Consider the following 23,193-nt stretch of genomic DNA (forward strand, 5'->3'; position numbering starts at 1 on the left):
CCCTCCGGCTCGACCAACAGTGCCGCCGGACCCCGGAGGGCGGGAGAGAACCCGCGAACCTGGGACTGGCGATCCCTGGATGGGCGGCGGCCCCGTCCACGACGTGATCACCGCGTAGGCCGCGCCGGAGACGTCCGGCAGGATGATCGACATGACGATCGACCGCCGTGAGCTCGCCGATTTCCTCCGCCGTTCGCGCGACCGGGTCCGCCCGCAGGACGCGGGCCTCACCGCCGGGCCCCGGCGGCGCACGCCGGGGCTGCGGCGCGAGGAGGTGGCCCAGCTCGCGGGCATGTCGGCCGACTACTACATCCGGCTGGAGCAGGCCCGCGGCCCCCAGCCCTCACCGCAGATGCTGTCCGCCCTCGCCCGCGCCCTGCGCCTCGACGACGACGCGCGCGACCACCTCCACCTGCTCGCCGGGCACCGCCCGCCCGCGGCGCGGGTCGCAGGGGACCAGGTCGGGGCGGGACTGCTGCACCTGCTGGACCAGTTGCCCGGGATTCCGGCGCAGGTCCTCAGCGGCCTGGGCGACGTACTGGCCCAGAACGAGATGGCCCGCACCCTCCTGGGCGGCGTGTGCACGGTGTCCGAGCACGGCCGCAACGTCGTCTGGCGCTGGTTCGCCGGCCCGGCCGCGCGGGCCGCGTACCCGGCGGAGGAGCACGAGCACTACAGCCGGCTCCACGTGGCGGACCTGCGGGCGGCCGTCGGCCGGCGCTCCTCGGACCCGGCCGCCACCCGTTTGGTGGAGCGCCTGCGGGAGGCCAGCGCGGAGTTCGCCGCCCTGTGGGAACTCCATGAGGTCGCCGTCCGCCGGCACAGCCGCATGCGGGTGATCCACCCGGTCGTCGGCCCCGTGGACCTCGACTGCCAGGTGCTGCTCGCCCCGGAGGGCGACCAGCGCCTCGTGTTCCTGACGCCCCCGCCCGGCACGGACTCGGCCGAGCGGCTGAACCTCCTCCGGGTTGTCGGCACCGAACAGTTCACGCGGCCGGGCTGACGTACCGCCCGGGTAAACCACCTCTCCCCATAAAACATCCCAAAGTGCACCCCACCGGGTCTGCTGTTGAGATGGGGCGATGCACGGCGTCGACCCCCGCGGAATGGAGCGAGAGATGGCCAACCTCCCCCTGGAGAAACTCCCCTTTGACGACGTGACCGACTTCGAGAACGCCGACCGCGGATTCATCGGCGCCCTCGTGCCCGCCGTGGTCAAGGGTGCCGATGGCCGCACCGTCTGGGACAACGACGCGTACGCCTTCCTGAAGGCCGAGTGCCCCGACACCGCGAACCCCAGCCTGTGGCGGCAGGCGCAGCTCACCGTGAAACAGGGCCTGTACGAGGTCACGGAGGGCGTCTACCAGGTACGGGGCCTCGACCTCTCGAACATGACCCTCGTCGAGGGCGACCGCGGGGTCGTCGTCATCGACCCGCTCATCTCCGCCGAGACCGCCGCCGCCGCACTGGCGCTGTACCGCGAGCACCGCGGCGACCGCCCGGTCACCGGCCTGATCTACACCCACTCGCACGGCGACCACTTCGGCGGCGCCCGCGGCGTGCTCCCGGACGGCGCCGAGGAGGGCGTGCCGATCCTCGCCCCGGCGGGCTTCCTGGAGCACGCCGTCAGCGAGAACGTCTACGCCGGCAACGCCATGACCCGCCGTGCCCTCTTCATGTACGGGGACCAGCTGCCCAAGGGCCCCGACGGCCACATCGGCGCGGGCCTGGGCATGACCACCTCCACCGGCAGCGTCGGCCTGATCCCGCCCACCGTGGACATCACCGCCACCGGGCAGGAGGAGACGGTCGACGGCGTACGGATCGTCTTCCAGCTCACCCCGGGCACCGAGGCGCCGTCCGAGATGAACTTCCTCTTCCCCGACAAGCGGGCGCTGTGCCTGGCGGAGAACGCCACGCACAACATGCACAACATCCTGACCCTGAGGGGCGCCGTCGTCCGCGACTCCCGCATCTGGTCGCGCTACCTCGACGAGGCGATCGAGTACTTCGGCGACGACTACGACGTGGCCTTCGCCTCCCACCACTGGCCCACCTGGGGCCGGGAGAACGTCGTCGCATTCCTCGCCACCCAGCGCGACCTGTACGCGTACATGCACGACCAGACCCTGCGGCTGCTCAACGACGGCCTGACGGGACCGGAGATCGCCGAGGAACTGCAACTGCCGCCCGCACTGGAGAACTCCTGGCACGTGCGCGGCTATTACGGCTCCCTCTCCCACAACGTCAAGGCGATCTACCAGCGTTACCTCGGCTGGTTCAACGGCAACGTCGCGACGCTCTGGGAGCACCCGCCGGTGGAACTCGCCAAGCGCTACGTCGACTCGATGGGCGGCCCCGAGGAGACCCTCGCGAAGGCCCGCGCCTACGCCGACTCCGGCGACCTCCGCTTCGCGGCCACGCTCCTGAACCACCTGGTCTTCGCCGATCCCGGCCGTACGGACGCCAAGGAGACCCTCGCGGGCGTCTACGACCGGCTCGGCCACGGCGCGGAGAACGGCCCCTGGCGCAACTTCTACCTCACCTCCGCCATGGAACTGCGGCACGGCGAGAACGCGGCCCAGGTCGACACGGCCACCCCGGAGATGCTGATGGCCCTGACCACCGAGATGCTCATCGACTCGGTCGCCATCCGGATCGACGGACCCCGGGCCTGGGACGAGAACCTCACCATCGACCTCGTCCTCACCGACGAGGGCAGCCACCACCGGCTCACCCTCCACAACGGCGCCCTCACCCACCGCACCGTCACCGATCCCCGCACCCCGGCGGGCCTGACCCTCACGCTCACCAAGCCCCAACTCCTGGCCGTCCTCTCGGGCCGGGCCCCGGACAGCATCTCCACCACGGGATCCCCGGCCCTCCTCAGCCGCTTGTTCTCCTACGTGACGAAGGCCGACACGGCGTTCCCGATCGTCACGCCGTGAGGCCCTGAGGCCCTGAGTTCGTCAGGCCGCGCGGCACAGGTCCGAGGCCGTGGGCGCCGTGCGGTGGGTGCGGACGGTGTGCACGGCGGCCGCGGCGGAGGTGGCGTCCGCGGCCTTCGAGCGGTGCTGCGCGAAGACGACGAGGCGCAGCACCGCGAACCGCGCGATGCCGGCGAGCGCGGAGGCGGACAGGTAGACGATCTGTTCGCGCACGGCACTGGGCGAAGCCTCGAGCTGCCGCAGGACGAGCATCGCCGCGCAGGTCACGCCGTACGCGGCCGCCGCGGATCCGGCCGACTGCGCGTGCTGGCGCCAGGTCGCCCGTCCGCCGGCGCCGAAGGTGAAGCGGGCGTGCAGTTCGGTGGCGAGGAGCGTGGAGGCCGCGGTGATCAGGGCGTTGGCCAGGACCCAGGGGATCCAGGAGGCGAGGCCCGCGACGGCGAAGCTGGAGGCCACCCCCACGCCTCCGCCGCAGACCACGAAGCGGGTGAAGGCGGTGAGGGCGCCGGTCGCGGTCCGCGTCCCGCTCTGCACTGTCTCCATGGTCCGACCCCTCCGGTGGTGACTTCGTGAACGTGTGGGCTATGCCGCGCACCAGGAAGGTGTGCCGCAGTGGTGTCATGATGGCACACACGTGGCACCACAGCTAGGCATTAATGGCGCTGCGCCTGCCCCAGGTGGTGCCATGAGGGCGGTCAGGCGAGGGCGGCGACGGTCAGGAGGTCAGCGCGGAGCCGGCGAAGGAGGAGTGCGAGCGTGGAGAAGATCCAGGTCGGGGTGGCCGGAGCCTGGCGGCAGCGCGAACCGGACGCGGCGCTCGTCAGCGACTGGTGAGGTGTACCGGGGGGCGTCCGGTCCGCGGGCGGGGCCGGTCGGCGTTCATGTGCAGTTGGGGTTCAGGGTCAGCGAGGCCGACCCGTCGAGCATCCAGGCGTCGAACTCCTCCTGCGTTCCGTAGACCGGCTGTCCTCCGAACCGCCGCGTGAGCTCGGCGAGTTCCGCGAGGGCCAGAGCGGGACGGTCCCCGGCCAGCGCGGACTGCACGCGGCGGAACCGGGGGAGCACCTCCCTGGCCACGTAGGCGTTGCGTTCCCCGGCCAGTCGCTCCGTCGCACGGCGCAGGGCGTCGGCCACGAGGACCGCCGTGGCGGCCTCCTGTTCCAGGAGCCGGACCCGGGCTTCCGCCGCGGCGTCCGCACGGGCCGCGACGACGGCGATCTGGAGGCCCTGGACGAGGATTCCGGCAGCCACCTGACCCACCACCCCTCCCACCAGCGCGCCCACGACGGGCACGGGCAGGAGCGTCTGGCCGACGACACCGCAACCCCAGGCGAGGCCGGTGGAAACGGCTGCGGTCGACGCGCTCGCGGCGAACTGCCGCGGGTTGATCCTTCCCCGCGCGAGGTCCAGCCCGGCCTCTGCCACCGCGAACGCGGCCTGCGCGGTGGCCCCGGGGAGCGACCCGCCCCCCAGCGCGGCCGGCAGGACACCCGCGGCGGCGGAGATCCGGACGGCTTCGCCGAGCGCGGCCAGCCCACCGGAGCGGGCGGCCCCACCCACGGCCGACCCGACCGCGGTGAAGGCGGCGACGGAGGCGGAGGTCTCACCGGCCCGCACGCGGGCCGTCTCGCGCACCGCCGCGCTCACCCCGGCGGTGATCCCGCCCAGCAAGGCCGCGGACCTGGCGGCACCCGCCAGCTGCTGCGCCCCGGCGCGCGCGGACTGCCGGTCCGCCCACCGGCGCGGGTCGCGCGCCGCCCGGTGGGCTTCGTCGAGCGTGATGCCCTCGCTGCGCACGCCGTCCCGTTCGAGGTGGTCGGTCACATGGGCGCGGGCGTCCTGGTAGTTCTCGTACCGGAGCCCCTCCCGGGGCATGGTGAGCCGCTTGTCCAGGAGGTTCTCCACGTCCGCCAGCCGGTCGGCGGCCACCAGGCGCTGCATGCCGTCGTAGTGCGGCCGGGACAGCTGCTCGGCCGTGGGGGACGCCCGTTGGTAGAGCTTCGCCTGCGCCTGCCCCACGAGGCGGCCCGCGTCGAGGAGGTTCAGGTCGGCCGGGTCGGTCTGCGAACCGCCCGCGGCCCACTCGGTGACGACGGCGCGCAGCGAAGAGCCCTTGTCGACGGCGGACAGGTTGAAGGACAGCGCATGCATTACCTCGAAGAGGTGCCCCGCGCGCTGCTCGTTGCCGATGTTCACGTAGCGGGTGGCCAGGGCTTCCGCCGTGTCCTTGGTCCGCAGCGTCTCCAGGGTGGCGAGGGCCAGCCGCCGGGTCGCCCGATCGGCCAGCGCCCAGGCGGCGGCATCGATCCCACCGGGCAGCGCCCGCCCCGGCACCGGCTGCGCCTGCGCGTCGCGCACTTCCGGCTCGGGCACCTCTCGCTCGGGCACCTCCCGCTCACGCACTTCCCGCTCGCTCACGGGGCGTCCACGAGGGCTCCGAGCCGGGCACGGCTGTCCTTGACCACGCGCTCCGACAGGTCGGTGACATCGCCGTTCTCGTCGGTGAGCGGAGTTGCCATGACGGCGGCCATGACACCGGCCAGCGCGACGAGTACGGCCACCTCGGCCCGCTGCTCGGGCGTGTAGGCGTCGTAGTCCTCCTGCCCCTCCACCAGGTCCCGGAAGGAGGGCAGTCGGCGCCGGATCTCCTTGCGGAGCCCGTTCAGCAGCTGCCGCACCTGGCGGCTGCGCTTGCCCGCCGCCGCGCCGCGCGCTTCCCGGAGACGGAGTTCGGCGGCGGCCTTCTTGAGTTCGGCAGCCTCGACACGCTGCTTGCGCAGATCCTTGCGGCCCTTCCACTCGAAGAAGCCGCCCGCCGCCAGCAGGACCGGCAGGGCCACGATGCCCGTGAGCACCGCCGTACCCGCGGCGACCCCGCCGCCGCCCGCCGCCAGCGAGCCGCCGCCCAGCCAGGCGAGCGTGGCGCTCGTCGCGGCCGCTCCGGACAGGGTGGAGATGGCCGTTCCCGTGGATGCGGCGGCGAACGCCCCCACCGCGGCGAACGTCCCCGCGGCCGCACCGGCCCCCACGGCGACACCGCCCGCCACGGTGAGCACCCCGGTCACCGCGTCCAGTTGGATGCGGCGCACCTCCACGTCCACCAGCTCCGCCACCGGGGGCTCGGCGAGGGCCGCCAGCTCGGGCAGATCCACGTTCTTCAGCCGGGAGAACACCTCGGCGAACGGCACGAGCGCCTTGCCGTAAGCCCTGCGCCGCGCCCGCTCCTGCGCCTTCGCTTCGGCCAGGAGCCCCTCATTGAGCTGCTCTTGACGCTGGATCAGCCTCTTGCGCCGCTTGCCGTTCTTCTTCTCCAGCCCCATGGCGTCGAAGATCGCTATGCCCACTGAGCTGCCCCCCGTCCTCGGCGCGCGGAACTCACCCGCGATCCCGGATCCCCTGATCCGCCCCATTTTGCAAGAAGCCGGCGACTCCGGCAGCCGTTCTCATCCGGTCAACAGTCGGAGAAATTCCAGAACATCCCCACCTCGCTGTCCGTGACGACGATCAGACCGCAGTCCTCCGCGTACACGCTCAGCGGGCTGTACCCCCAGTTCCGCGTGGTGAAGTCGAGGGTGCCGGGGAGGTGTCCGGGCCTGTCGACGTTGGTGTGGAACGTCGCGGCGTTCCCGTACCGCGCGAGGATCGTGCGCGCCATGGCCCGCAGTTCTTCCTCGCTCTCCCCGAAGCGCTTGAGGTTGGACAGGGTGCAGCAGTCGTCCGTGAGGGCCAGGAGCAGGTTCTCGGCGCTGTCCCGGTCGATCTCCCGGAGGCGCGGCGCGACGTACTCCGGAGGGTGGACGGCGAACGGGAACGTGGGGAAACCCTCGCGCTCGGGGGCCTGCGCCGCATCGTCGAGCCCGGTCCAGCCCCGCGGGTCCGGGACTCGGCCCATCAGCGCGAGGACGTCGAGGACCCAGTCCTCGTGGCGGCGCGGACCCGTGGCGTCGTACGGGTACGCGTCCTCGAAGAGATGGCGGACCGCGGCTTCCCAGGACCTCTGGTCGACGGACATGGGGTGGCGGCCCTTCTCGGTGGAGCGCTACGGCTTGTAGGGCATGGACATCATGACGGTCGGCCCCGCCGCCGCCCCTGCAGGACGCGAACCGGCCCCGGATACGATCTCAACTCCGTGATCATCGAGGGGGAATTGAATGGCGACCGCCGACCAAGCCGTGCTGAGTCCACTGGGGCCGAACGATCCGCAGGAGATCGCCGGCTACCGGCTGCTCGCGCGGATCGGCGAAGGCGGAATGGGGTCGGTCTACCTCTCCCGAACCCGGGGCAACCAGCCGGTCGCGCTGAAGGTCATCCGGCGTGAGTTCGCCCAGGAGCAGGACTTCCGTGCCCGCTTCGAGCACGAGGTCCAGGCCGCGCGCCGGGTGCAGGGCTACCACATCGTGCCGGTCGTGGATCACGACACCAGTGGTGAACAGCCCTGGCTCGCCAGCGCCTACGTACCCGGTCTGGCTCTCGACGATGCGCTCGCCGCCCATGGGCCGCTCCCGATGCCCGCCGTATTCCAGCTGATCGGCTGCGCCGCGCTGGCCCTGCAATCCGTACACGCCGCGTCGGTGATTCACCGCGACCTGAAGCCCAGCAACATCCTGCTGAGCTCGAACGGCCCCTGGGTGATCGACTTCGGCATAGCGCGCGCCACCGACGCCACCCAACTCACGCGCAGTGGTGGGTTCATCGGGACTCCGCAGTACATGTCGCCCGAGCACGCGCTGGGCCACCAGGTCACTCCCGCCACCGACATCTTCGCGCTGGGGCTGATCGCCGCGGTCGTTGCCACGGGCCGCCACCCGTACGGCGAAGGCGCAGGAATCTCGATCGCCGCCTCGATCGCCAACACCCCGCAGCAGGCACCGGACCTGAGCGGCTACCCGGATCCGCTACGGCCGTTGCTGGAGCGCTGCCTGGCGGCCGATGTCTCCCAGCGGCCCGGCCCTGCCGAGCTGGCCGAGTGGTGCGGGCGGGCGGCGGGCCGCCCCCTGCGCGAATTCAAGGACTGGCTGCCCGCCGGGCTCACGGCGGAGATCGCGCGACGGGAGCAGCTCGCGCAGACGGCCCCGCAGACGGCCGCGCAGACCCCGCCGCCGCCCTCGTACCAGCCGACGTACGTGCCGACGCAGGCATCCGTGCCGGGCCATCCGACGCAGGGGACACCCCACCCCCAGGCTGCGTTCTACGGCGCCGCCACCACCACTGCTCCCGCTCCGGCCCCCTCCCCCTACCCTTCCGCCTACCCTTCTCCCTCCCCCACTCCCGCTCCCGTCCCCGCTTCCCCGAGCCGTGGCCGCAGCCGGGTGCCCCTGGTCGTCGGCGCAGGGATCCTGGCCGTCCTCCTGGCCGCGGGCGGCGCCTGGTACGTCACGCGCGACGGCGACAAGAGCGCGAAGGAGGGCAAGGGCGGGGACAAGGCGGCGGACCAGCCGAATCCCGCATCGTCCGAACCGCAGTCCCCGTCCCAGGCATCGGCGTCCGCGCAGCCGCAGACCTCTGCCGCTCCCGCTTACACGGTGGTGTTCAAGGACAAGGCGCTGAAGCTCCTGGCTCCCAGGGAATTCGGCAAGTTCAACGACGTGGACCTCGACTTCCCGAAGGTGGCGCCGTTCGGAGAGATCTCCGGCAACAACCGGGAACTGCAGATGGGCTACGACGCCGTCGAAAGCGGAACGACGTTCGGCAAGAGCGCGGGCCCCGCCCCGGAGCAGTGCGCGACGGGAGCCGCCACGAACCCGATCCCGGACAGGCTGACCAGCGATGCCCTCACCGGAGCGGACAGCACCATCGTTCGGGGGGATCTGCTCTGCACGGTGACGTCGAAGGGCAACCTCGCGATGGTGAAGATCGTCGGCGTCGAGGCCTCGACCAGCAAGCAGTACGACATCCCGACCTACCTCACCGAAGTGACGCTCTGGAAGAGCCAGTCGTAGCGGCGAAGTGCGAGGTCAGGGCCTGGGACGGATCGCAGATGCCGGCTCCGGGACCTGGTGTGATCGTCCACTGGGTCCGTCATCCGGGGTCCGTCAGACTGCCCATATGACTGCTGACCCCGAACATCCGGTTGCCGCCCCGACGCGCGGAGGCCGGGCGTGATCGACGTGGCTGCGGACGAGAGCCTCGTGGCATCCGCACGGCTGCGGTCGGCACCGCTGGTCTTCGGCGCCGGCGCGCTGGTGGGTGTGCTGGGCGGGATGATCGGACTGGGTGGCGCGGAGTTCCGCCTCCCGCTCCTGATCGGGATGTTCGGCTTCGCGGCGCTGTCGGCGGTCATCCTGAACAAGGCGATGAGCCTGGTCGTCGTGGTCACCGCCCTGCCGGCCCGGCTCGCCGCGGTCCCGTTCGGCGACCTGGGTGCCCACTGGACCGTCGCGGCCAACCTCCTGGCCGGCAGCCTGCTCGGTGCCTGGGCGGGAGCCTCGTGGGCGGTGAAGATGAGGTCCGCGACCCTCTACAAGGTCCTCGCCCTCCTCATGGTGAGCATGGCCGCCGCCCTCGTCGTGACCCACACCGCCGCCGTCGGATCACTCGGCCTTCCGGAGCCGGTGCAGGTGGTGGCCGGTGTGGTGGCCGGGTTCGGCATCGGTGTGGTCGCGGCCCTCATGGGCGTCGCGGGCGGCGAGCTCCTGATCCCCACGATCGTGCTGCTCTTCGGCACCGACATCAAGCTCGCCGGAAGCCTGTCCCTGCTGGTGTCCCTCCCCACCATGCTCGTCGCCTTCGCCCGCTACAGCCGCGACGGCAGCTTCGCCGTCCTCGGCGCCAGCCTCCGCTTCGCCGCCCTCATGGCCACGGGCTCGATCGCGGGCGCGCTCCTGGGCGGACTCCTGCTCGGAGCGGTCCCCGACCTGCTCCTCATCCCCGGCCTCGCGATCATCCTGCTGATCTCGGCGGTCAAGGTCGCCCGCCACGCGTAGTCCCTTCATTCCGTTCATTCCGTGTACGGCAGCCAGGCGTTGTCGTTCGCGTTGTACCAGTAGCTGTGGCCGGTGTTCAGGGCGACCGTGCGGAACGGGCGGCCGTGGTCGTCGATGCGGGTGGTGCCCTTGCGGTCGCCGCTGCTCCAGGCCAGCTCGAGGTACCAGCTGACGTCCTGCCCGAGTGTGGCGGCGTCGATGTTCAGCACCTGGGGGTCGGTGGCGGAGACCTTGTACGGGAAGTCGCTCGAGCCCGTCGTCCGCTCGCCCTCCTTGCCGGGTACGGGCCTGGTCCTCGGGGAGGAGTCGTCCAGGTTCACGGCGAAGGACGCCGGCACCAGTGCGCCGCCGCAACCGGAGCCCATGGTGTACGCGTTCCAGCCGGGAGCCTTGTGGCCGCTCACGACTCGGACGTACAGCGCGTGCAGGACCGCAGCCTTGCCCTCGGTGCCCTGGACGGTCAGCTGCATGCGCAGGTGCCCCGCCGGTACGGCGTCCAGGGCCCGGGCCCACCCTTCGGTCGCCTGCCCGGCGGGGGGCGGGGGGACCGTGCCGGGTGCCTTGTTCAGGGCGAACCACTGGTCGCAGGGGCTGTCCCAGTTGTCGGGCAGGACGTTGACCGTGAACGGGGCGGCGGGGGAGGCCCCCTCCTTGGCGGCGGTCGGCGAGGTGGACGCGGACGTGGCCGAGTCGGCCCCTGACGGTGCCGAGGGGGAGGACGGTCCGGGGCTGGACGGGGGTGCGGAATCGGCTGCGGTCGTGGGTGACGACGACCCGCCGGACGGCAGGGCCGGGCCCGCCGCCTGCTCGCCCGAGGACGACCGGACGGCGCCGCGGCGCGCGTCCCCGTGACCGCCGTCTCCCATGGCGGAAACGGCGGCGGCGGTCCCCGCCACCGCGGCGGTGGCCACGGCGGCCGCAATGGCGAGCAGCAGCCGCGGACGCCGGGCCCGCGGTACGGAGGCCCGGGCGGGGCCCGGCTGGACAAGGGCGACGGGGGCATGCGCTTCCGCTTCCGCTTCCGCTTCCGCTTCCGCCTCGGCCTCGGCCTCGGCCTCGGCCTCCGTCGATGCCGACGCGGGAGCGGGGACAGGCGCCGGGGCGGGTGCCTCCGCAGCGGCAGGTCCGGGTGCCGGGGCTGGTGCGGGGCCGTCAGTCTCCGCCTGAGGCGGGACCTCCGAAGCCTCGCCGGCCTCCCTGGTCTCCCCAGCCACCACCTCCGCCGATGCAGCCGGCACCTCCGGCGCGGCGTCACCGCCCCGCGCCGCCGTGGAGTTCGCCGCCCCCGACCCCGGGGCCTGCCCCTCGGTCACTCCCCGCCGCCGCTCCACCAGCGCCAGCAGCCACTGTTGGTGCAGCGCGAGCAGTTCGTCGGCCGAGGCGCCGCAGACCCGGGCGAACCGCTCCACCGGGGCGTAGTCCGTGGGCACCGCCGCGCCGCTGCAATAGCGGTGCAGCGTCGAGTTGCTGGAGTGCAGCCGCTTCGCGAGCGTGCCGTAGCTGCGCCCCGATCGCTCCTTGAATCCGCGCATCAGCTCCGCGAACCGTTCCGTCTCCGTGGCCATTCCACCCTCCCCCTCATCCCGGAAGCACGTTCCAGGCTCACCCGATCGCCCAGGTGAGAGGGGTCGGGAGCGTTCCAGGGTTTCTACTATCCCGGCCCAGCCGCCACTGGGACAAAACCCGCCCCACAGTTGCGTCATCAGCCCGTCGGTCCGCCGGTCGGATCGGCGGGCGGATTCGGCAGTCGCAAGGGGAGGGCCCCCACCCGCCCCCACCGACCGTCCCGGTCGCCTGCGACACGGCAGGCGACCGGAACAGCAGCCCCACCTCACGTCTCGTCAGGCGGAAGCCGAAAACCTCAACCTGACGACCGCATCGATACGGAGAGTTCCCATGCGCACCTACCGACTCCGCACCACTGCCCTGGCCACCGTCACCGCCGGCCTCGCTCTGGCCCTGACCGCCTGCGGCGGCTCGAACAGCGCCGACGGGCCGGCCGCGAACCCCACCGCGACCAACACCGCGGACAAGCCGGTCTCGACCGGAACCGTGACGCCGTCCGGGGAGGGCGCCTCCGCCACCCCTTCCGACGGCAAGGCCACCGGAACGGGGACGTCCACCACCGTCACCCCGGCGAAGGCCGGTCCGGGCGCCAAGAACACGGGGGACACCACCGGTGACGCCTACGCCTACACCCACCCCTGCTCGGCCCGCAACCTGACCGTCAAAGTCACCTCCCCGGCGGGGACTCCGGCCACCGTCCGCATCATCACCGTGACCAACAACGGTTCCACCTCCTGCGGTCTGGACTACTTCCCCACCGTCGGCTTCAGCGCCAAGGGCAGCGCGCTCGGTCTCCAGGCCACTGCCCCCGGCGGACTGGGCGGCGCCCCGGCCTACCCGGTGCGCCCCGGCGCCACCGCCTACGCGGCCGTGAACCTCAACCCGTCGGGCGCCAACGGCCCCGTAGCCGACGAGATCAACGTCCTGGCGGACCAGGAGCACATGTCGAACGCGGACGGCGTCAGCCTCCGTCTGACCAAGCCGGGCAGCGTCGCCAACCCGAAGGTCGGCCTGTACCGCACCACCACCCGCGACGCCCTGACCGCCTTCTGAAGGGCCTTCCGGGGGCTGCGGCCCCCGGGCCGCCCCACGGGGTGCAGCGCGGGGCGGGCGCCGGCTCCGCGGTCCGCCGGCCGGCCAGGGCCCGGACGGTGTCGACCATGAGGCAGACCCCGGTGTCCTCACCCGCCCGGTCGGGCTCCTCGCCGCCATCGCCCCCGGAATGCTCACCACGGCATGTGCCCTGGTGACGTCGGCGGCCTTCCTGGGTCTGCCAGTACCAGGTTCGGCCTCGGGGCACCGCCTAGGCTCACGGGCATGGACAACGGCGTCAGTGGTTTCCTGCAGTCGAGGCGCGCCCGCATCCGGCCCCAAGAGGTGGGCTTGCCCTCGCACGGTCGGCGCCGGGTGCCGGGACTGCGCCGTGAGGAAGTCGCGCAGCTTGCCGGGGTGAGCGTCGACTACTGCATCCGCCTCGAGCAGGGTCGCGCGCAGAACATGTCGGACGCGGTCCTGGAGGCGATCGGCAGGGTGCTTCGACTGGACGAAACCGAGCAGGCGCATCTGCGGGACCTGATCCGCCCGGCGCGGTCCGGCCGCCGGGCCGTGTCCCGCGGGCGACAGGGCGTCCGCCCGGGACTCCAACTGCTGCTGGACAGCATGGCCGGCACACCGGCCTTCGTACTGGGCCGACGCATGGACGTGCTGGCGTGGAACGCGCTTGCCGATGCCATCGCGGGTTTCTCCGGCAAGCCGCCCGCCGAGCGCAATCAGGCCCGTCAGGTGTTCCTCGACCCCAGCGCGCCCGTCTGCTACCCGAACTGGGCCGCGGTCGCCGCCGAAACGGTGGCGTTCCTGCGGCTGGCCACAGGCCGCCACCCGGACGACCCGGCCCTGTCCGCACTGGTCGGCGAACTCTCCTCGAAAAGCACGGACTTCCGGCGGCTGTGGGTCGACCACCAGGTCAAGGAGAAGACCTACGGGACGAAGCGGCTGGTGCACGACGTCGCCGGGCAGCTGGAGTTCGGCTACGAGACCCTGGCCCTCCCCGGCGACCCGGACCAGCTGCTCGTCGCCTATACCGTCGTACCCGGCTCGGCAACGGCTGAGCGACTGGCTCTGCTGGCCAGTTGGTCGGCATCCGGGACACAGCGGGCTGAAGCGTCCTGACGCAACCCCAGCCCGCTGCCGGCCGGTCAGGGGGTCAGGACGTCTGGCGGGGTGCCTTCAGGGAGTCGAGCCAGCGGAGGAGGCGGGCCCCCTCGCGGGTCATGATGTCCGGGTCGCGCAGGGCGTTGGCCAGCAGCGACATGCCCTGATAGGCGGAGATGAGCGTGACGGCGAGGTCGTCCGGGTCGGGCAGGCCCAGGGCGCGGAACTGCTGTCCGGCCCAGTCGAGCAGGCGTCGGATCACCGCCCCGGCCTCCGCGTCGAGGGTCCCGTCAGCACGCTTGTCGAGTTCGACGGCCAGGGTGCCGGTGGGGCAGCCGTAGCGGGCGGCGATGTCGCGCTGGCCGACCCAGGCTTCGATCAGGGCCTTGAGACGGTCGAGGGGGTCGGCCAACTCATCCAGCTGGCGGGTGAGCTCGTCCAGATGGGAGCTGTGCTCGGTCAGTGCGGCCTGGACCAGCTCGTCCTTGGTCTTGAAGTAGTAGTAGACGTTCCCGACGGGGACGTCGGCCACGCGCGCGATGTCGGCGAGGGTGGTCCGTTCGACGCCCTGCTCGTGCAGGACCTGGGCTGCCGCGGCCGTGAGCCGTCGGCGCTTGTCGGCCCCCCGCGTCGCCCGGGGCTTCACTGAGTCAGTCACCCAACCAACTATAGACAGCGCCCCCGGAGATGATTCATGCTAGGTTCCACCTAAGTCAGCCAACTAACTAACTAACTAACTGCGGGGGGTCGCAATGATCGTGGTGACGGGTACGACCGGCAACATCGGGCGGACGCTGGTGCCGCTGCTGGCCGAGGCCGGCGAGGAAGTCGTGGCCGTCTCGCGGCAGCCGCAGTTCGCGGGGCTTCCGGCCGGCGCCCGGCACGCCCGGGCCGACGTCGGAGACGCCGAGAGCATGCGGCCGGTCCTCGATGGCGCCGACGCCTTCTTCATCCTGCTGGGCGGCGAGCTCAACGGCCGCGGCGAGAGCCCGAAGGCCCTGTTGGACGCAGCCGAGGCTGCCGGGGTCAAGCGGGTCGTCCTGCTCTCCTCCCAGATCAACTCCACCCGCCCCGAGGCCCTCTCGCACACCCGCCTGCGCGAGTTCGAGGCTGCCGTGCGCGCGTCCGGACCGGAGTTCACCATCCTGCGCCCGGGCGGTTTCGCCTCCAACGCCTTCGCCTGGTCCGAGTCGGTCCGCACGAAGCGCACGATCTTCGCCCCGTTCGGTGATGTGGCGCTGCCCGTCGTCGACCCGGCGGACATCGCCGGGGTCGCCGCGGCCGCGCTGCTCGAGGACGGCCACGCGGGCCGTACGTACGAGCTGACGGGCCCCGAGGCGATCAGCCCCCGGCGGCAGGCCGCAGTGATATCCGAGGCCTTGGGCGAGGAGGTGACCTTCGTGGAACTGTCCCGCGAGGATGCCCACGCCCACATGGCGCAGTTCATGCCGGAGGAGGTCATCGCCGGCACCCTGGACGTCCTCGGCGTCCCGCTGCCGGCCGAGAGGGAGATCAGCCCCGATGTGGAGAGCGTCCTCCACCGTCCGGCCAGCCCCTTCGCCGAGTGGGTCGCGCGCTCCCTGCCGGCCTTCCGGTAGCAGCAGTTCCTGCGGCCCGGCTGAACTCGGCCTGGTGAGCGGCGACTTATGGCGCACACGGGGAGCGGTGAGCCCGGAGAGATCTGGACAACGAAGCAGACCCAGGTCGCTGACCTGGGCCTTCTTCAAAGAGCGGATGACGGGAATCGAACCCGCGCCATAAGCTTGGGAACTCCTCCTCCCCGTCCAGGGCCGTTTGCGTGAGCGGACGTTTCAGCGGGCTCCGCGAAGCCTGCCGATGGATCGGTACGATCCGGCACTTGTCCTGGATCCTCCGCTGCGATCTCGGCAGCCTTGCAAAGGTTGGCGGTGGCCTCACGGGCAGCCGCCCACATCGCTTCGGCTACGCCGAGGGTTGTTGCTGGGTCGCACAGTGCATGGTTCCGCCGCCGCTTGCGATGCCGTCACTGGTGATCTGGATGACCGTGCGGTCCGGATAGAGGCCCTGGACGGTCTTGTACGCCTGCCGGTCCAGGTCGACGTCCCCGCACTGCGCCATGATCACGCAGCCGTTGGCCTCGTAGTACCCGACGTAGCCGGCGGCCGAGGTGAGGATGAACTCCTCCAGGCCGCGCTCGGTGATCGACGGGGTGTTGCGTGCGGCGAAGGCCGTGAAGACCTTCTTCTGGTCGGGGACCGGGAGTTCGTGGGTCTTCAGGGTCGCCGTCGCTGAACCCAGGTAGCGGGCCTTCTCGTCAGCGGAGAGGGCGTTGATCTGGGAGACCGCGGCGGCCAAGGCCTTCTGGTTGCGCTGGTCCTCGGGCTCGAAGTTGGTGTCGAACGCGAAGAGCAGGTCGGACGGCGAGGTGAAGCGCGCGGTGAAGTCGATGTGCCAGTCGGTGAGTTCCTCGCCCTTGACGCCCGGCAGCCACAGCATCTTCTCGACCCCGAAAAGGCGGCGGAGTTCCGCCTCGATCTCCGCCCTGGTCTTGCCGGGGTTGCGGTTGTCGTTGACGATGTTGCTCTCGCAGGCGATGCCCAGGCCTCGGCCGTTGACCTCCAGGCCACCGCCCTCCATCGTCAGCCACGTCTTCACCCCGGGGGCGCGGACGTAGCGGTTGACGGCCTCGGCGACGTGACGGTCTCCGTCGATGGGCTGGTCGATCACCCCGTTCTTCGTCTTCTCCGGGTCCTTCGTCCAGCCGGGGAGCCCCGTCGTCAGCGGAGACTGGCCCCAGCAGTTGAAGTTCAGGTCCACGCCGTGGAGCCGGCCGTCCGCATCGAGGGCGAAGACGGGAGCGGTGTCACGGGTCCACAGGTCGTTGATGTGCTGGACGACGAAGGTGATCGGGTGCTTCCTGATCGGCGGCAGGTTCGCGGGCGACTTCCCCTCGCCTAGATGGATCCGTCCGGAGCCGTCCACCGTGTCATGGAACTGGTCCTTGGCCGAGGTCTGGGCGACGATGGCCTCCAGGTACCCGGTTGCCTGGGCCTTGTCGGCGTCCGAGTCAACCAGCATGAACACCGGCTCGAAGCGCGAGAGGTTGGCCGCGAGGCGCATCAGGTCTTGGCGAGCGATGGTCCGGCTGTTGGACAGGTCGCGCCCGAAGGGGCTGGTGGTGTCGTCCCCCCATGCCGAGACCGTGGCTCCGTAGGCCATCCAGGTTGCGGCGTGCGGCGCCGACTCCGCCGGCATCCTCAGCCCTGCGGGGGCGGAGCCGGACCCCTCCGGCGCATTGCTCATGGGTGATTTCTTCCGCCCCGCGGAATCCGTACACCCCGCAAGGCCGACCAGAAGCCCGGCTGCGGCCACCCCGGACCCCGCCATCAGGAATCTTCGACGCTCGAGCAAGACCACCACTCCCTCGATTCAGCCAAACTGACTAAAAATTCAGTCTGTGTGATGGCGGGGACTGTACGGGAACCACCACCAACCCGACAAGAGCGGACCCACGGCTTCCCCCATCCGCAACCAGATCGCAGTCAGCGATGTCGCCACCGGTGGCGACATGGGCTCCGCCGAGGCCGGCGACACGGTCCTGCCGACTGATGAGGGGAGCGAGAGCCCAGGTCAGAACCCCCACATGCGTGCGCGATGAGTGGGCGGACGGGGAGGCATCGGGCGTCAGGTGTTGCAGGGAGCCCTCTGGCCTACCTCGGGCACGAGCCGGAGCGTCCTGCCAGGTGGTTCAGGCGCATCACGAGAGCGAACTCGGTTTCCGGGGTGGTGGGACGGCGCGAAGGAGTTCCCACAGGGGGCGCGAGCCGCCGGCCCACTGGGCGAGGAGGTGGCGGTCGACGAGGTGGAGGTGCTGGGACTTGGCGAAGTCGAGGGCGGGGCGGGAGAAGCGGCCGTTGGTGAGCATGACGAGGACGTCGCCGCCGTGTATCTGGCGGCCGGTGCCGTTGAGGACCTGGAGGTCGGGGGTGCCGACCGCTGACCCTTGCCAGCCGGCCTTCCGGTGCTTGCACTGGATGACCCAGCGGCGGCCGTAGGGGTCGGTGGCTTTGACGTCCGCGCCGTTGTCGCCCCGGCCTCCGACCTTCTCGGCGTCGGCGCAGCCGTCGCGGTGCATGAGGTCCCGTACGGCGAACTCGAAGTCGTTGTGATGGAGGCTGTCGAGGTGTTCGACGGCGTAGCGCAGGCCCTGGGCACGGGCCTGGTCCCATCGGGCAGCCTCTTGGCGCCGGCGCAGCCACAGCGCGCCCGCGGCACCGGCTGCGAGAAGGCCGAGTACCAGAACCCAGGGATGGGCGGCCAGCCACGACATCACCGCCACGACGAGACTGAGGGCCACGAGGCCGACCAGGCCGATGAGCCACAGCTCCTCCGAGCCGGTGGCCTTCCGGCGCCGGGCTGTGCTGGGGCGCCTGCGCCTCTTCGCGGGTGGGCGGGGGCTCACCTGCCGCTCCCCGTGCTGGGGAAGACGATCGGATAGGAGACCGTCGGTACGGGTTGGGGCGCTGGGCGGTTTTCCCACGCCGGCCACTTGATCGGGTAGACCACCGTCGACTGCGGCCTGGGTAACTCCTGACCCGAGCCTGCTCCGGCCCCCGCGGATGTTGTTCCGTTACCGAAGACGATCACTCCGGCGACGATCAGGCCGAGTGTCGCAGTCTCCCGCCGGGCCCCGGCAGGGAGCCGGACGTGGCCTTTGACCCGAGTGCCGTCTGCTCGGAAGTAGTCATTGATCCAGGGCACAGCTGTATCCCCCCACCAGTCGCGATGCGCCTCCCTGCGCACCGGATCCATGAAAGCACTCGCCACTGACAACGCGTCACATACTTGTCACCACTAGTGATCATCTGTCGAATCGGGGCGAGGCCGCCGGCGCTTCGACGGGGAGTGCCTTCGGGGGCATTCGGAGGGGCGGAGGGAGCGTCGCGCCGTCGCCAACTTCGCCGTGCGGACGGTGTGGTTGAGGGCTGCCTTCAGGGTTGCGAACAGGTGAATCCGGGCGACTGTGTGGCGCGGGGCGCATGAAATGCGTCTCGTGATCCGAGGCGATTCCGCGTCCGAGTGGTGCAGGTGGTGCACGGAAGGCCCTCCGGACAGAGCGTTTCTGCGAGTTGGGGCACGCGGAGGGCGCGGAAGGGTTTGAGAGGTCTGGACAACGACGAAGCCCCAGGTCGCTGACCTGGGGCTTCGTGGAAGAGCGGATGACGGGAATCGAACCCGCGCTATAAGCTTGGGAAGCTCATGTTCTACCATTAAACTACATCCGCATAGTGGCCCAGTTGCCTGGAGCGCTATCGTTTCTCACCCTACCCCATGATCTTCCCCTGGTGAATTCGTCCCGGGGGTGGTGTCGCGTGCGGGGTGCACGGAGGGGTCCGGGGGCGGGAGTTGGGGCGTACCGTGTGCGTGCGGAGCGGCGGCTGGAGTGGGTCTTGTTCATCCCCTAATGTGGCGATTCATCGCAGTACGGCTGGTTGGGGAAAGGGACTCGATGGAGCACACCGTCGTCCGTTGTGCCGAAGGGCACGTATTCAGCACCGCTTCGTTCCCGCTGCAGCACCTCGGTGCCGGCCGGATCGGGCCGGGGCGGCTGTTGCGGTGCCCGCGCTGTGCGCGGCTGCGGCATGCCGTGCCCGTGGGAGCGGCGCCGAAGCGGTAGACACCGGCGCGCGGGGACCCGCCTCGATTGGGGCGGCCCGCGCGCTCTGCGTATCCTCGGGACGTGCTTCTCTCTGATAAAGACATCCGGGCCGAGATCGACAGCGGACGGGTTCGCATCGACCCCTTCGACGAGTCGATGGTGCAGCCCTCCAGCATCGATGTACGTCTCGACCGGTTCTTCCGGGTCTTCGAGAATCACCGCTACGCCCACATCGACCCCGCCACCGAGCAGAGCGACCTGACCCGGATGGTCGAGCCCGAGGGGGACGAGGCGTTCATCCTCCACCCGGGTGAGTTCGTGCTCGCGTCGACCTACGAGGTCATCTCGCTGCCCGACGACATCGCCTCCAGACTGGAGGGGAAGTCCAGTCTCGGCCGGCTGGGGCTCGTGACCCATTCGACCGCCGGGTTCATCGACCCGGGGTTCTCCGGGCACGTGACGCTGGAGCTGTCGAACCTCGCCACGCTGCCGATCAAGCTCTGGCCGGGTATGAAGATCGGGCAGCTGTGCCTGTTCCGGCTCAGCTCGCCCGCAGAGTTCCCGTACGGGAGCGAGCGGTACGGATCGCGGTACCAGGGCCAGCGCGGCCCGACGGCCTCGCGGTCCTTCCAGAACTTCCACCGGACCCAGGTGAGGCACGAGGCATGAGTGACGGAGCGAGTGACGGAGTGAGCGGCGGAGTGCGCGAGAACCTCGACTACGAGGGGTTCGGGCGGGCCGTGCGGGAGCTGGCGCAGACGATCGCCGACGACGGCTACGAGCCCGACATCATCCTGAGCATCGCCCGCGGCGGCGTCTTCGTCGCCGGTGGTCTGGCGTACGCCCTGGACTGCAAGAACATCCACCTGGTGAACGTGGAGTTCTACACCGGGGTGGGGACCACCTTGGAGATGCCGGTCATGCTGGCGCCCGTGCCCGAGGCGATCGACTTCACCGACAAGAAGGTGCTGATCGCCGACGACGTCGCCGATACCGGCAAGACGCTCAAGCTGGTGCACGACTTCTGCCTCGGGCACGTCGCCGAGGTCCGGTCCGCCGTGATCTACGAGAAGTCCCACTCGCTCGTGAAGTGCGAGTACGTGTGGAAGAAGACCGACGAGTGGGTCAACTTCCCCTGGTCGGTCGAACCGCCCGTCGTGAAGCGTGAAGGACAGGTTCTCGACGCCTGAGGGCGAGGAGAACGAGTGAGTGAGTGAGTGTGTGTGCGGAGGGGCCCGTCGCGCGGTGCGCGGCGGGCCCCTTCGTGTGTGTGCGTGTGCGTGGGGTTTAGATCGTGCCCAGCTTGATGATCGAGAGCAGGGCGATCAGCTGGATCGCCGATGCGCCCAGGGCCTTCTGCCACGGCAGGTCGTGCGATTTGCTGATCAGCGAGGTGAAGAGCGCGCCGGCCGCCACCCAGGTGGCCCAGCCGAGGATCTGGACGAGCATGTTGTCGCCGCCCAGGAACATGGCGAACAGCAGGCGCGGGACGTCCGTCAGGCTCATGACCAGCATCGACAGGCCCACCGTGGGCTGCCACGACCCGTCGCCGCCCAGCTGGCGGGCCAGCGTGTGGGTGACGGCGCCGAGGACCAGGCCGCAGATCACGAAGGCCACGCCCGCCGAGAGCACGATCGGGACGGCCTTGGAGAGGGTGGCGTTGATGACGTCCTTGCGGGTGTCGTCGAGGCCGAAGACCGCGAGCAGCCCGTAGAGGAAGGTCACGATCAGCGCCGGCCCCCAGACGGCGTAGTCGCGCATCTGCAGGAAGGTCGGGCCCGGGCGGGTCACGATGCCCCGGATCAGCTCCTTCCACGGCAGCCGCGGACCGGTGGGGCCGGCGGCCTGGGCCGCGCCCGCCTGGTAGGTCGCGCCCTGGTTGTACGGGTACGGGTCCTCGCCGATGGCGAAGGCCTGGGTGTACCCGGGTGAGTCGCTCGGGCCGCCGGCTCCCTGGGCGGGGGGATGGCCGTAGCCGTATCCCTGGCCCTGACCTTGGCCCTGACCTCGGCCCTGGCCGGCGTGACCGCCGTGCGGGTCGAAGTATTCGGGCTCGCCGTGGCCCCCGGGAGCGGCCTGCTGCGGCCACTGCTGGGGTGCGTAGGGCTGCTGGCCGTACGGCGCGGGCGCCTGGGGCGCCTGCTGCGAGCCGTACGGCTGCTGCCGCGGGGGTTGTTGCGGGGTGCGGTTGTTGTCCCGGCCGCGTCCGATCCTGAATCCAGCCACGTGATCGAAAGTACCCGCTCCCGGGCGGGCGGGTGGCCGGGCCGGGGGAAGAAGCCCCCTTTGCGGCTGAGCTGTGACATCCCCTAGGGGGTACCTGGAGGGCCTTCTCAGGGTGGGAGCGAGGGGAGTGCGGGGCGGGTTCGAGGTCGGTCCGGGGTGGGTTACGTGGCTGCGCGGCAGTCTGCCGATGTCCGTTACATCTCCGACGGAATACGGACATACCCACTCCGTAGCTTCGTAGACGTAGCCACCGCCCCGAAGCCGAACGAGCACGAGAAGAGCCTCCTCATGCGTAGCCCGCACCGTCGCACCACCCTCCGTACCGCCGCCGTCGTGGCCGGTGCGGCCGCCGTCCTCGCCCTTCCGGTGGGGTCCGCCTTCGCGGATTCCCCGGCGGTACCGGACGCGCAGGTCCTGCCCGGCGCCGAGCAGCCGTCCGTCGACCCGCAGAAGCCGCAGGTGGACCCGAGCGTCCCGCCGACCACGCCGCCCACCACGCCGCCGACGACCCCGCCGACCACGCCCCCGACCACCCCGCCGGTGAAGCCTTCGGTCCGGGCCTACGTCACGACCGTGAAGCTGGCCGACGGATCCGTGGCCAAGGTCTACAAGATCGGCGAGGGCCACTTCGAGGCCGACGTCTTCGCCGGCGGCATCAAGCTGGACACCCTGGTCAGCAAGGGCGGCAAGCCTGCGAGCGGCCAGAACAACGGACTGCACGTGGTCCTCCAGCCGAACGGCACAGTCACCTCGTGGGTCGAGGGCGCGACCAAGCCGGTCGAGAAGCCGAAGCCGGTGGAGAAGAAGGAGAACGTCGTCCAGGTCGCCATGCCCGACGGGCGCAACGCGAAGCTGATCGACGGCCCGAACGGCAAGCGCGTCGAGATCTCCATGCCGAACGGGAACCTCCTCGGGACGATCGACCTGAAGCACCCGACCGCGACGAACGACGGCTGGACGTACAAGCTCGTCCAGGACGGGAAGCGCGTGAAGTTCGTCGTCATCGACGGCAAGAACGGCGGGAACAGCTGGGTCTACGACTTCACCAGCGGCAAGCTGATCGAGAAGTACCAGGTGGAGCGCAAGGCCGCCACGAAGGACGCGAAGCCCCTCGCCAAGCCGGTCGAGAAGAAGTCCGTCGAGCGGGTCGTGCCGAAGGGCGGCGTGAAGGCCGGTGCGGAGGGTGTCGCGCCGGTGTCCGCCGAAGGCGACGGCACGCTGATGCTGGCCGCCGGCGGGGGCATGGCGGCGGTGGGCGCCGCGGGCCTCGGCTTCGCGATGCTGCGCCGCAGCCGGTCCGACCAGTCCTGACCTGACCTGACCCGCGTGGCGGGGCCTGGGGCCGGGGGTCCGGGGCCGCTGCGCGGAGCCTTCCCCCACCCCGCCCCTTCCCGAAACCGGGGCTCCGCCCCGGACCCCGTAACGCCGGAACGGCCCGCCCCCCTGAGGGGGGCGGGCCGTTCCGGCGTTCCTGCTGTGCGGGCTACTTCGTCTCGGTGTCGGTACCCGGCTCCGCCGGTGCCTCCGCCTCGGCGGCCGGCTTCGCGGCCTCCGCCGCAGGCGCCTCCGCGACGGGCTCCACGGCCTCCTCCGCCGGCTCCGGCTCCACCACCGGAGGTTCCGGCGTCTTCACCGACTCCAGCAGCAGTTGTGCGACGTCGACGACGGTGACGTGTTCCTTGGCCTGGCCGTCGTTCTTCTTGCCGTTGACCGAGTCGGTGAGCATGACGAGGCAGAACGG

20 protein-coding genes and 1 tRNA gene are annotated in these 23,193 nt (G+C 71.0%); 10 read left to right on the forward strand and 11 right to left on the reverse strand.

Annotated elements, in window-relative coordinates; translation table 11 throughout:
* The first annotated feature begins 142 nt into the window (after nucleotides 1-142).
* Nucleotides 143-1,003: a helix-turn-helix transcriptional regulator gene (locus tag ACFRU2_RS36200; RefSeq protein ID WP_382980321.1), complete on the forward strand. Its 861-nt coding sequence runs from the start codon at nucleotides 143-145 to the stop codon at nucleotides 1,001-1,003.
* A gap of 115 nt (nucleotides 1,004-1,118) precedes the next feature.
* Complete coding sequence (locus tag ACFRU2_RS36205) at nucleotides 1,119-2,948, forward strand: alkyl/aryl-sulfatase (protein ID WP_382980323.1); 1,830 nt, start codon at nucleotides 1,119-1,121, stop codon at nucleotides 2,946-2,948.
* Nucleotides 2,949-2,969: 21 nt separating this feature from the next.
* Here the strand turns inward: ACFRU2_RS36205 and ACFRU2_RS36210 are convergent, their stop codons facing one another.
* The 4 genes from ACFRU2_RS36210 to ACFRU2_RS36225 form a co-directional block, all read right to left on the reverse strand.
* A complete protein-coding gene (locus ACFRU2_RS36210) occupies nucleotides 2,970-3,491 on the reverse strand; it encodes a hypothetical protein (protein ID WP_382980325.1) in 522 nt (173 codons plus the stop codon).
* 336 nt (nucleotides 3,492-3,827) lie between these two features.
* Entirely contained in the window at nucleotides 3,828-5,366 is a 1,539-nt protein-coding gene (locus tag ACFRU2_RS36215; RefSeq protein WP_382980327.1) for a hypothetical protein, read from the reverse strand.
* Complete coding sequence (locus ACFRU2_RS36220) at nucleotides 5,363-6,292, reverse strand: hypothetical protein (RefSeq protein WP_382980329.1); 930 nt, start codon at nucleotides 6,290-6,292, stop codon at nucleotides 5,363-5,365. The genes ACFRU2_RS36215 and ACFRU2_RS36220 overlap by 4 nt, the downstream gene beginning before the upstream one ends.
* Before the next feature lie 107 nt (nucleotides 6,293-6,399).
* On the reverse strand, nucleotides 6,400-6,960 hold the full coding sequence (locus ACFRU2_RS36225; protein WP_382980331.1) for a hypothetical protein: 561 nt from the start codon (nucleotides 6,958-6,960) through the stop codon (nucleotides 6,400-6,402).
* A gap of 139 nt (nucleotides 6,961-7,099) precedes the next feature.
* Between ACFRU2_RS36225 and ACFRU2_RS36230 the strand changes: the two genes are divergently transcribed.
* Together ACFRU2_RS36230 and ACFRU2_RS36235 are read left to right on the forward strand one after the other, a co-directional pair.
* Nucleotides 7,100-8,887 carry a protein kinase gene (locus tag ACFRU2_RS36230; protein ID WP_382980333.1) on the forward strand — a complete coding sequence of 596 codons (1,788 nt, stop codon included), beginning with the start codon at nucleotides 7,100-7,102 and terminating at the stop codon, nucleotides 8,885-8,887.
* 159 nt (nucleotides 8,888-9,046) lie between these two features.
* Nucleotides 9,047-9,871 (forward strand): sulfite exporter TauE/SafE family protein, encoded by an 825-nt coding sequence (locus tag ACFRU2_RS36235; protein WP_382980335.1) that lies wholly within the window; start codon nucleotides 9,047-9,049, stop codon nucleotides 9,869-9,871.
* 14 nt (nucleotides 9,872-9,885) lie between these two features.
* On the opposite strand, the gene ACFRU2_RS36240 is transcribed toward ACFRU2_RS36235, so the two are convergent.
* A complete protein-coding gene (locus ACFRU2_RS36240) occupies nucleotides 9,886-11,436 on the reverse strand; it encodes a helix-turn-helix domain-containing protein (RefSeq protein ID WP_382980337.1) in 1,551 nt (516 codons plus the stop codon).
* Between the two features lie 331 nt (nucleotides 11,437-11,767).
* On the opposite strand from ACFRU2_RS36240, the gene ACFRU2_RS36245 reads away from it, so the two are divergent.
* Nucleotides 11,768-12,490: a DUF4232 domain-containing protein gene (locus tag ACFRU2_RS36245; RefSeq protein ID WP_382980339.1), complete on the forward strand. Its 723-nt coding sequence runs from the start codon at nucleotides 11,768-11,770 to the stop codon at nucleotides 12,488-12,490.
* A 264-nt stretch (nucleotides 12,491-12,754) separates the two neighbouring features.
* Nucleotides 12,755-13,606, forward strand: a complete 852-nt coding sequence (locus ACFRU2_RS36250) for a helix-turn-helix transcriptional regulator (RefSeq protein ID WP_382980341.1) — start codon at nucleotides 12,755-12,757, stop codon at nucleotides 13,604-13,606.
* Nucleotides 13,607-13,640: 34 nt separating this feature from the next.
* Here the strand turns inward: ACFRU2_RS36250 and ACFRU2_RS36255 are convergent, their stop codons facing one another.
* On the reverse strand, nucleotides 13,641-14,246 hold the full coding sequence (locus tag ACFRU2_RS36255) for a TetR/AcrR family transcriptional regulator (RefSeq protein ID WP_382980343.1): 606 nt from the start codon (nucleotides 14,244-14,246) through the stop codon (nucleotides 13,641-13,643).
* A gap of 94 nt (nucleotides 14,247-14,340) precedes the next feature.
* Between ACFRU2_RS36255 and ACFRU2_RS36260 the strand changes: the two genes are divergently transcribed.
* Nucleotides 14,341-15,186, forward strand: a complete 846-nt coding sequence (locus ACFRU2_RS36260; protein WP_382980345.1) for an SDR family oxidoreductase — start codon at nucleotides 14,341-14,343, stop codon at nucleotides 15,184-15,186.
* Between the two features lie 343 nt (nucleotides 15,187-15,529).
* Here ACFRU2_RS36260 and ACFRU2_RS36265 read toward each other — a convergent pair whose 3' ends face one another.
* The 3 genes from ACFRU2_RS36265 to ACFRU2_RS36275 form a co-directional block, all read right to left on the reverse strand.
* Nucleotides 15,530-16,870: an agmatine/peptidylarginine deiminase gene (locus ACFRU2_RS36265; RefSeq protein ID WP_382980347.1), complete on the reverse strand. Its 1,341-nt coding sequence runs from the start codon at nucleotides 16,868-16,870 to the stop codon at nucleotides 15,530-15,532.
* 454 nt (nucleotides 16,871-17,324) lie between these two features.
* The gene (locus ACFRU2_RS36270) at nucleotides 17,325-18,029 is read right to left on the reverse strand and encodes a restriction endonuclease (protein WP_382980349.1); all 705 of its coding nucleotides are present in this window, start codon (nucleotides 18,027-18,029) and stop codon (nucleotides 17,325-17,327) included.
* 752 nt (nucleotides 18,030-18,781) lie between these two features.
* A tRNA-Gly gene (locus tag ACFRU2_RS36275) sits at nucleotides 18,782-18,852 on the reverse strand.
* Nucleotides 18,853-19,307: 455 nt separating this feature from the next.
* Between ACFRU2_RS36275 and dcd the strand changes: the two genes are divergently transcribed.
* Nucleotides 19,308-19,895 (forward strand): dCTP deaminase, encoded by a 588-nt coding sequence (gene dcd / locus ACFRU2_RS36280; RefSeq protein WP_254382356.1) that lies wholly within the window; start codon nucleotides 19,308-19,310, stop codon nucleotides 19,893-19,895.
* On the forward strand, nucleotides 19,892-20,416 hold the full coding sequence (locus ACFRU2_RS36285) for a phosphoribosyltransferase (protein WP_382980351.1): 525 nt from the start codon (nucleotides 19,892-19,894) through the stop codon (nucleotides 20,414-20,416). Before dcd ends, ACFRU2_RS36285 begins: the two co-directional genes overlap by 4 nt.
* Before the next feature lie 97 nt (nucleotides 20,417-20,513).
* On the opposite strand, the gene ACFRU2_RS36290 is transcribed toward ACFRU2_RS36285, so the two are convergent.
* Nucleotides 20,514-21,452, reverse strand: coding sequence for a Yip1 family protein (locus ACFRU2_RS36290; protein WP_382980353.1), 939 nt, complete (start codon nucleotides 21,450-21,452; stop codon nucleotides 20,514-20,516).
* Nucleotides 21,453-21,740: 288 nt separating this feature from the next.
* On the opposite strand from ACFRU2_RS36290, the gene ACFRU2_RS36295 reads away from it, so the two are divergent.
* On the forward strand, nucleotides 21,741-22,763 hold the full coding sequence (locus ACFRU2_RS36295; protein ID WP_382980355.1) for a hypothetical protein: 1,023 nt from the start codon (nucleotides 21,741-21,743) through the stop codon (nucleotides 22,761-22,763).
* A 172-nt stretch (nucleotides 22,764-22,935) separates the two neighbouring features.
* Here ACFRU2_RS36295 and ACFRU2_RS36300 read toward each other — a convergent pair.
* Nucleotides 22,936-23,193, reverse strand: a 258-nt coding sequence (locus ACFRU2_RS36300) for a hypothetical protein (RefSeq protein WP_382980357.1), incomplete at its 5' end; no start/stop codon positions are given.

It is taken from the genome of Streptomyces sp. NPDC056883 (genome assembly GCF_042788835.1).
Taxonomy (GTDB): domain Bacteria; phylum Actinomycetota; class Actinomycetes; order Streptomycetales; family Streptomycetaceae; genus Streptomyces; species Streptomyces stoeckheimensis.

Bases quoted from the DNA above. Each gene is read 5' to 3' on its own strand.
- ACFRU2_RS36245 (WP_382980339.1), top strand. From the start codon at position 11,768: ATGCGCACCTACCGACTCCGCACCACTGCCCTGGCCACCGTCACCGCC.
- ACFRU2_RS36260 (WP_382980345.1), top strand. From the start codon at position 14,341: ATGATCGTGGTGACGGGTACGACCGGCAACATCGGGCGGACGCTGGTG.
- ACFRU2_RS36210 (WP_382980325.1), bottom strand. From the start codon at position 3,491: ATGGAGACAGTGCAGAGCGGGACGCGGACCGCGACCGGCGCCCTCACC.
- ACFRU2_RS36250 (WP_382980341.1), top strand. From the start codon at position 12,755: ATGGACAACGGCGTCAGTGGTTTCCTGCAGTCGAGGCGCGCCCGCATC.
- ACFRU2_RS36285 (WP_382980351.1), top strand. From the start codon at position 19,892: ATGAGTGACGGAGCGAGTGACGGAGTGAGCGGCGGAGTGCGCGAGAAC.
- ACFRU2_RS36205 (WP_382980323.1), top strand. From the start codon at position 1,119: ATGGCCAACCTCCCCCTGGAGAAACTCCCCTTTGACGACGTGACCGAC.
- ACFRU2_RS36200 (WP_382980321.1), top strand. From the start codon at position 143: ATGATCGACATGACGATCGACCGCCGTGAGCTCGCCGATTTCCTCCGC.
- ACFRU2_RS36240 (WP_382980337.1), bottom strand. From the start codon at position 11,436: ATGGCCACGGAGACGGAACGGTTCGCGGAGCTGATGCGCGGATTCAAG.
- ACFRU2_RS36295 (WP_382980355.1), top strand. From the start codon at position 21,741: ATGCGTAGCCCGCACCGTCGCACCACCCTCCGTACCGCCGCCGTCGTG.
- ACFRU2_RS36265 (WP_382980347.1), bottom strand. From the start codon at position 16,870: ATGAGCAATGCGCCGGAGGGGTCCGGCTCCGCCCCCGCAGGGCTGAGG.
- ACFRU2_RS36230 (WP_382980333.1), top strand. From the start codon at position 7,100: ATGGCGACCGCCGACCAAGCCGTGCTGAGTCCACTGGGGCCGAACGAT.
- ACFRU2_RS36225 (WP_382980331.1), bottom strand. From the start codon at position 6,960: ATGTCCGTCGACCAGAGGTCCTGGGAAGCCGCGGTCCGCCATCTCTTC.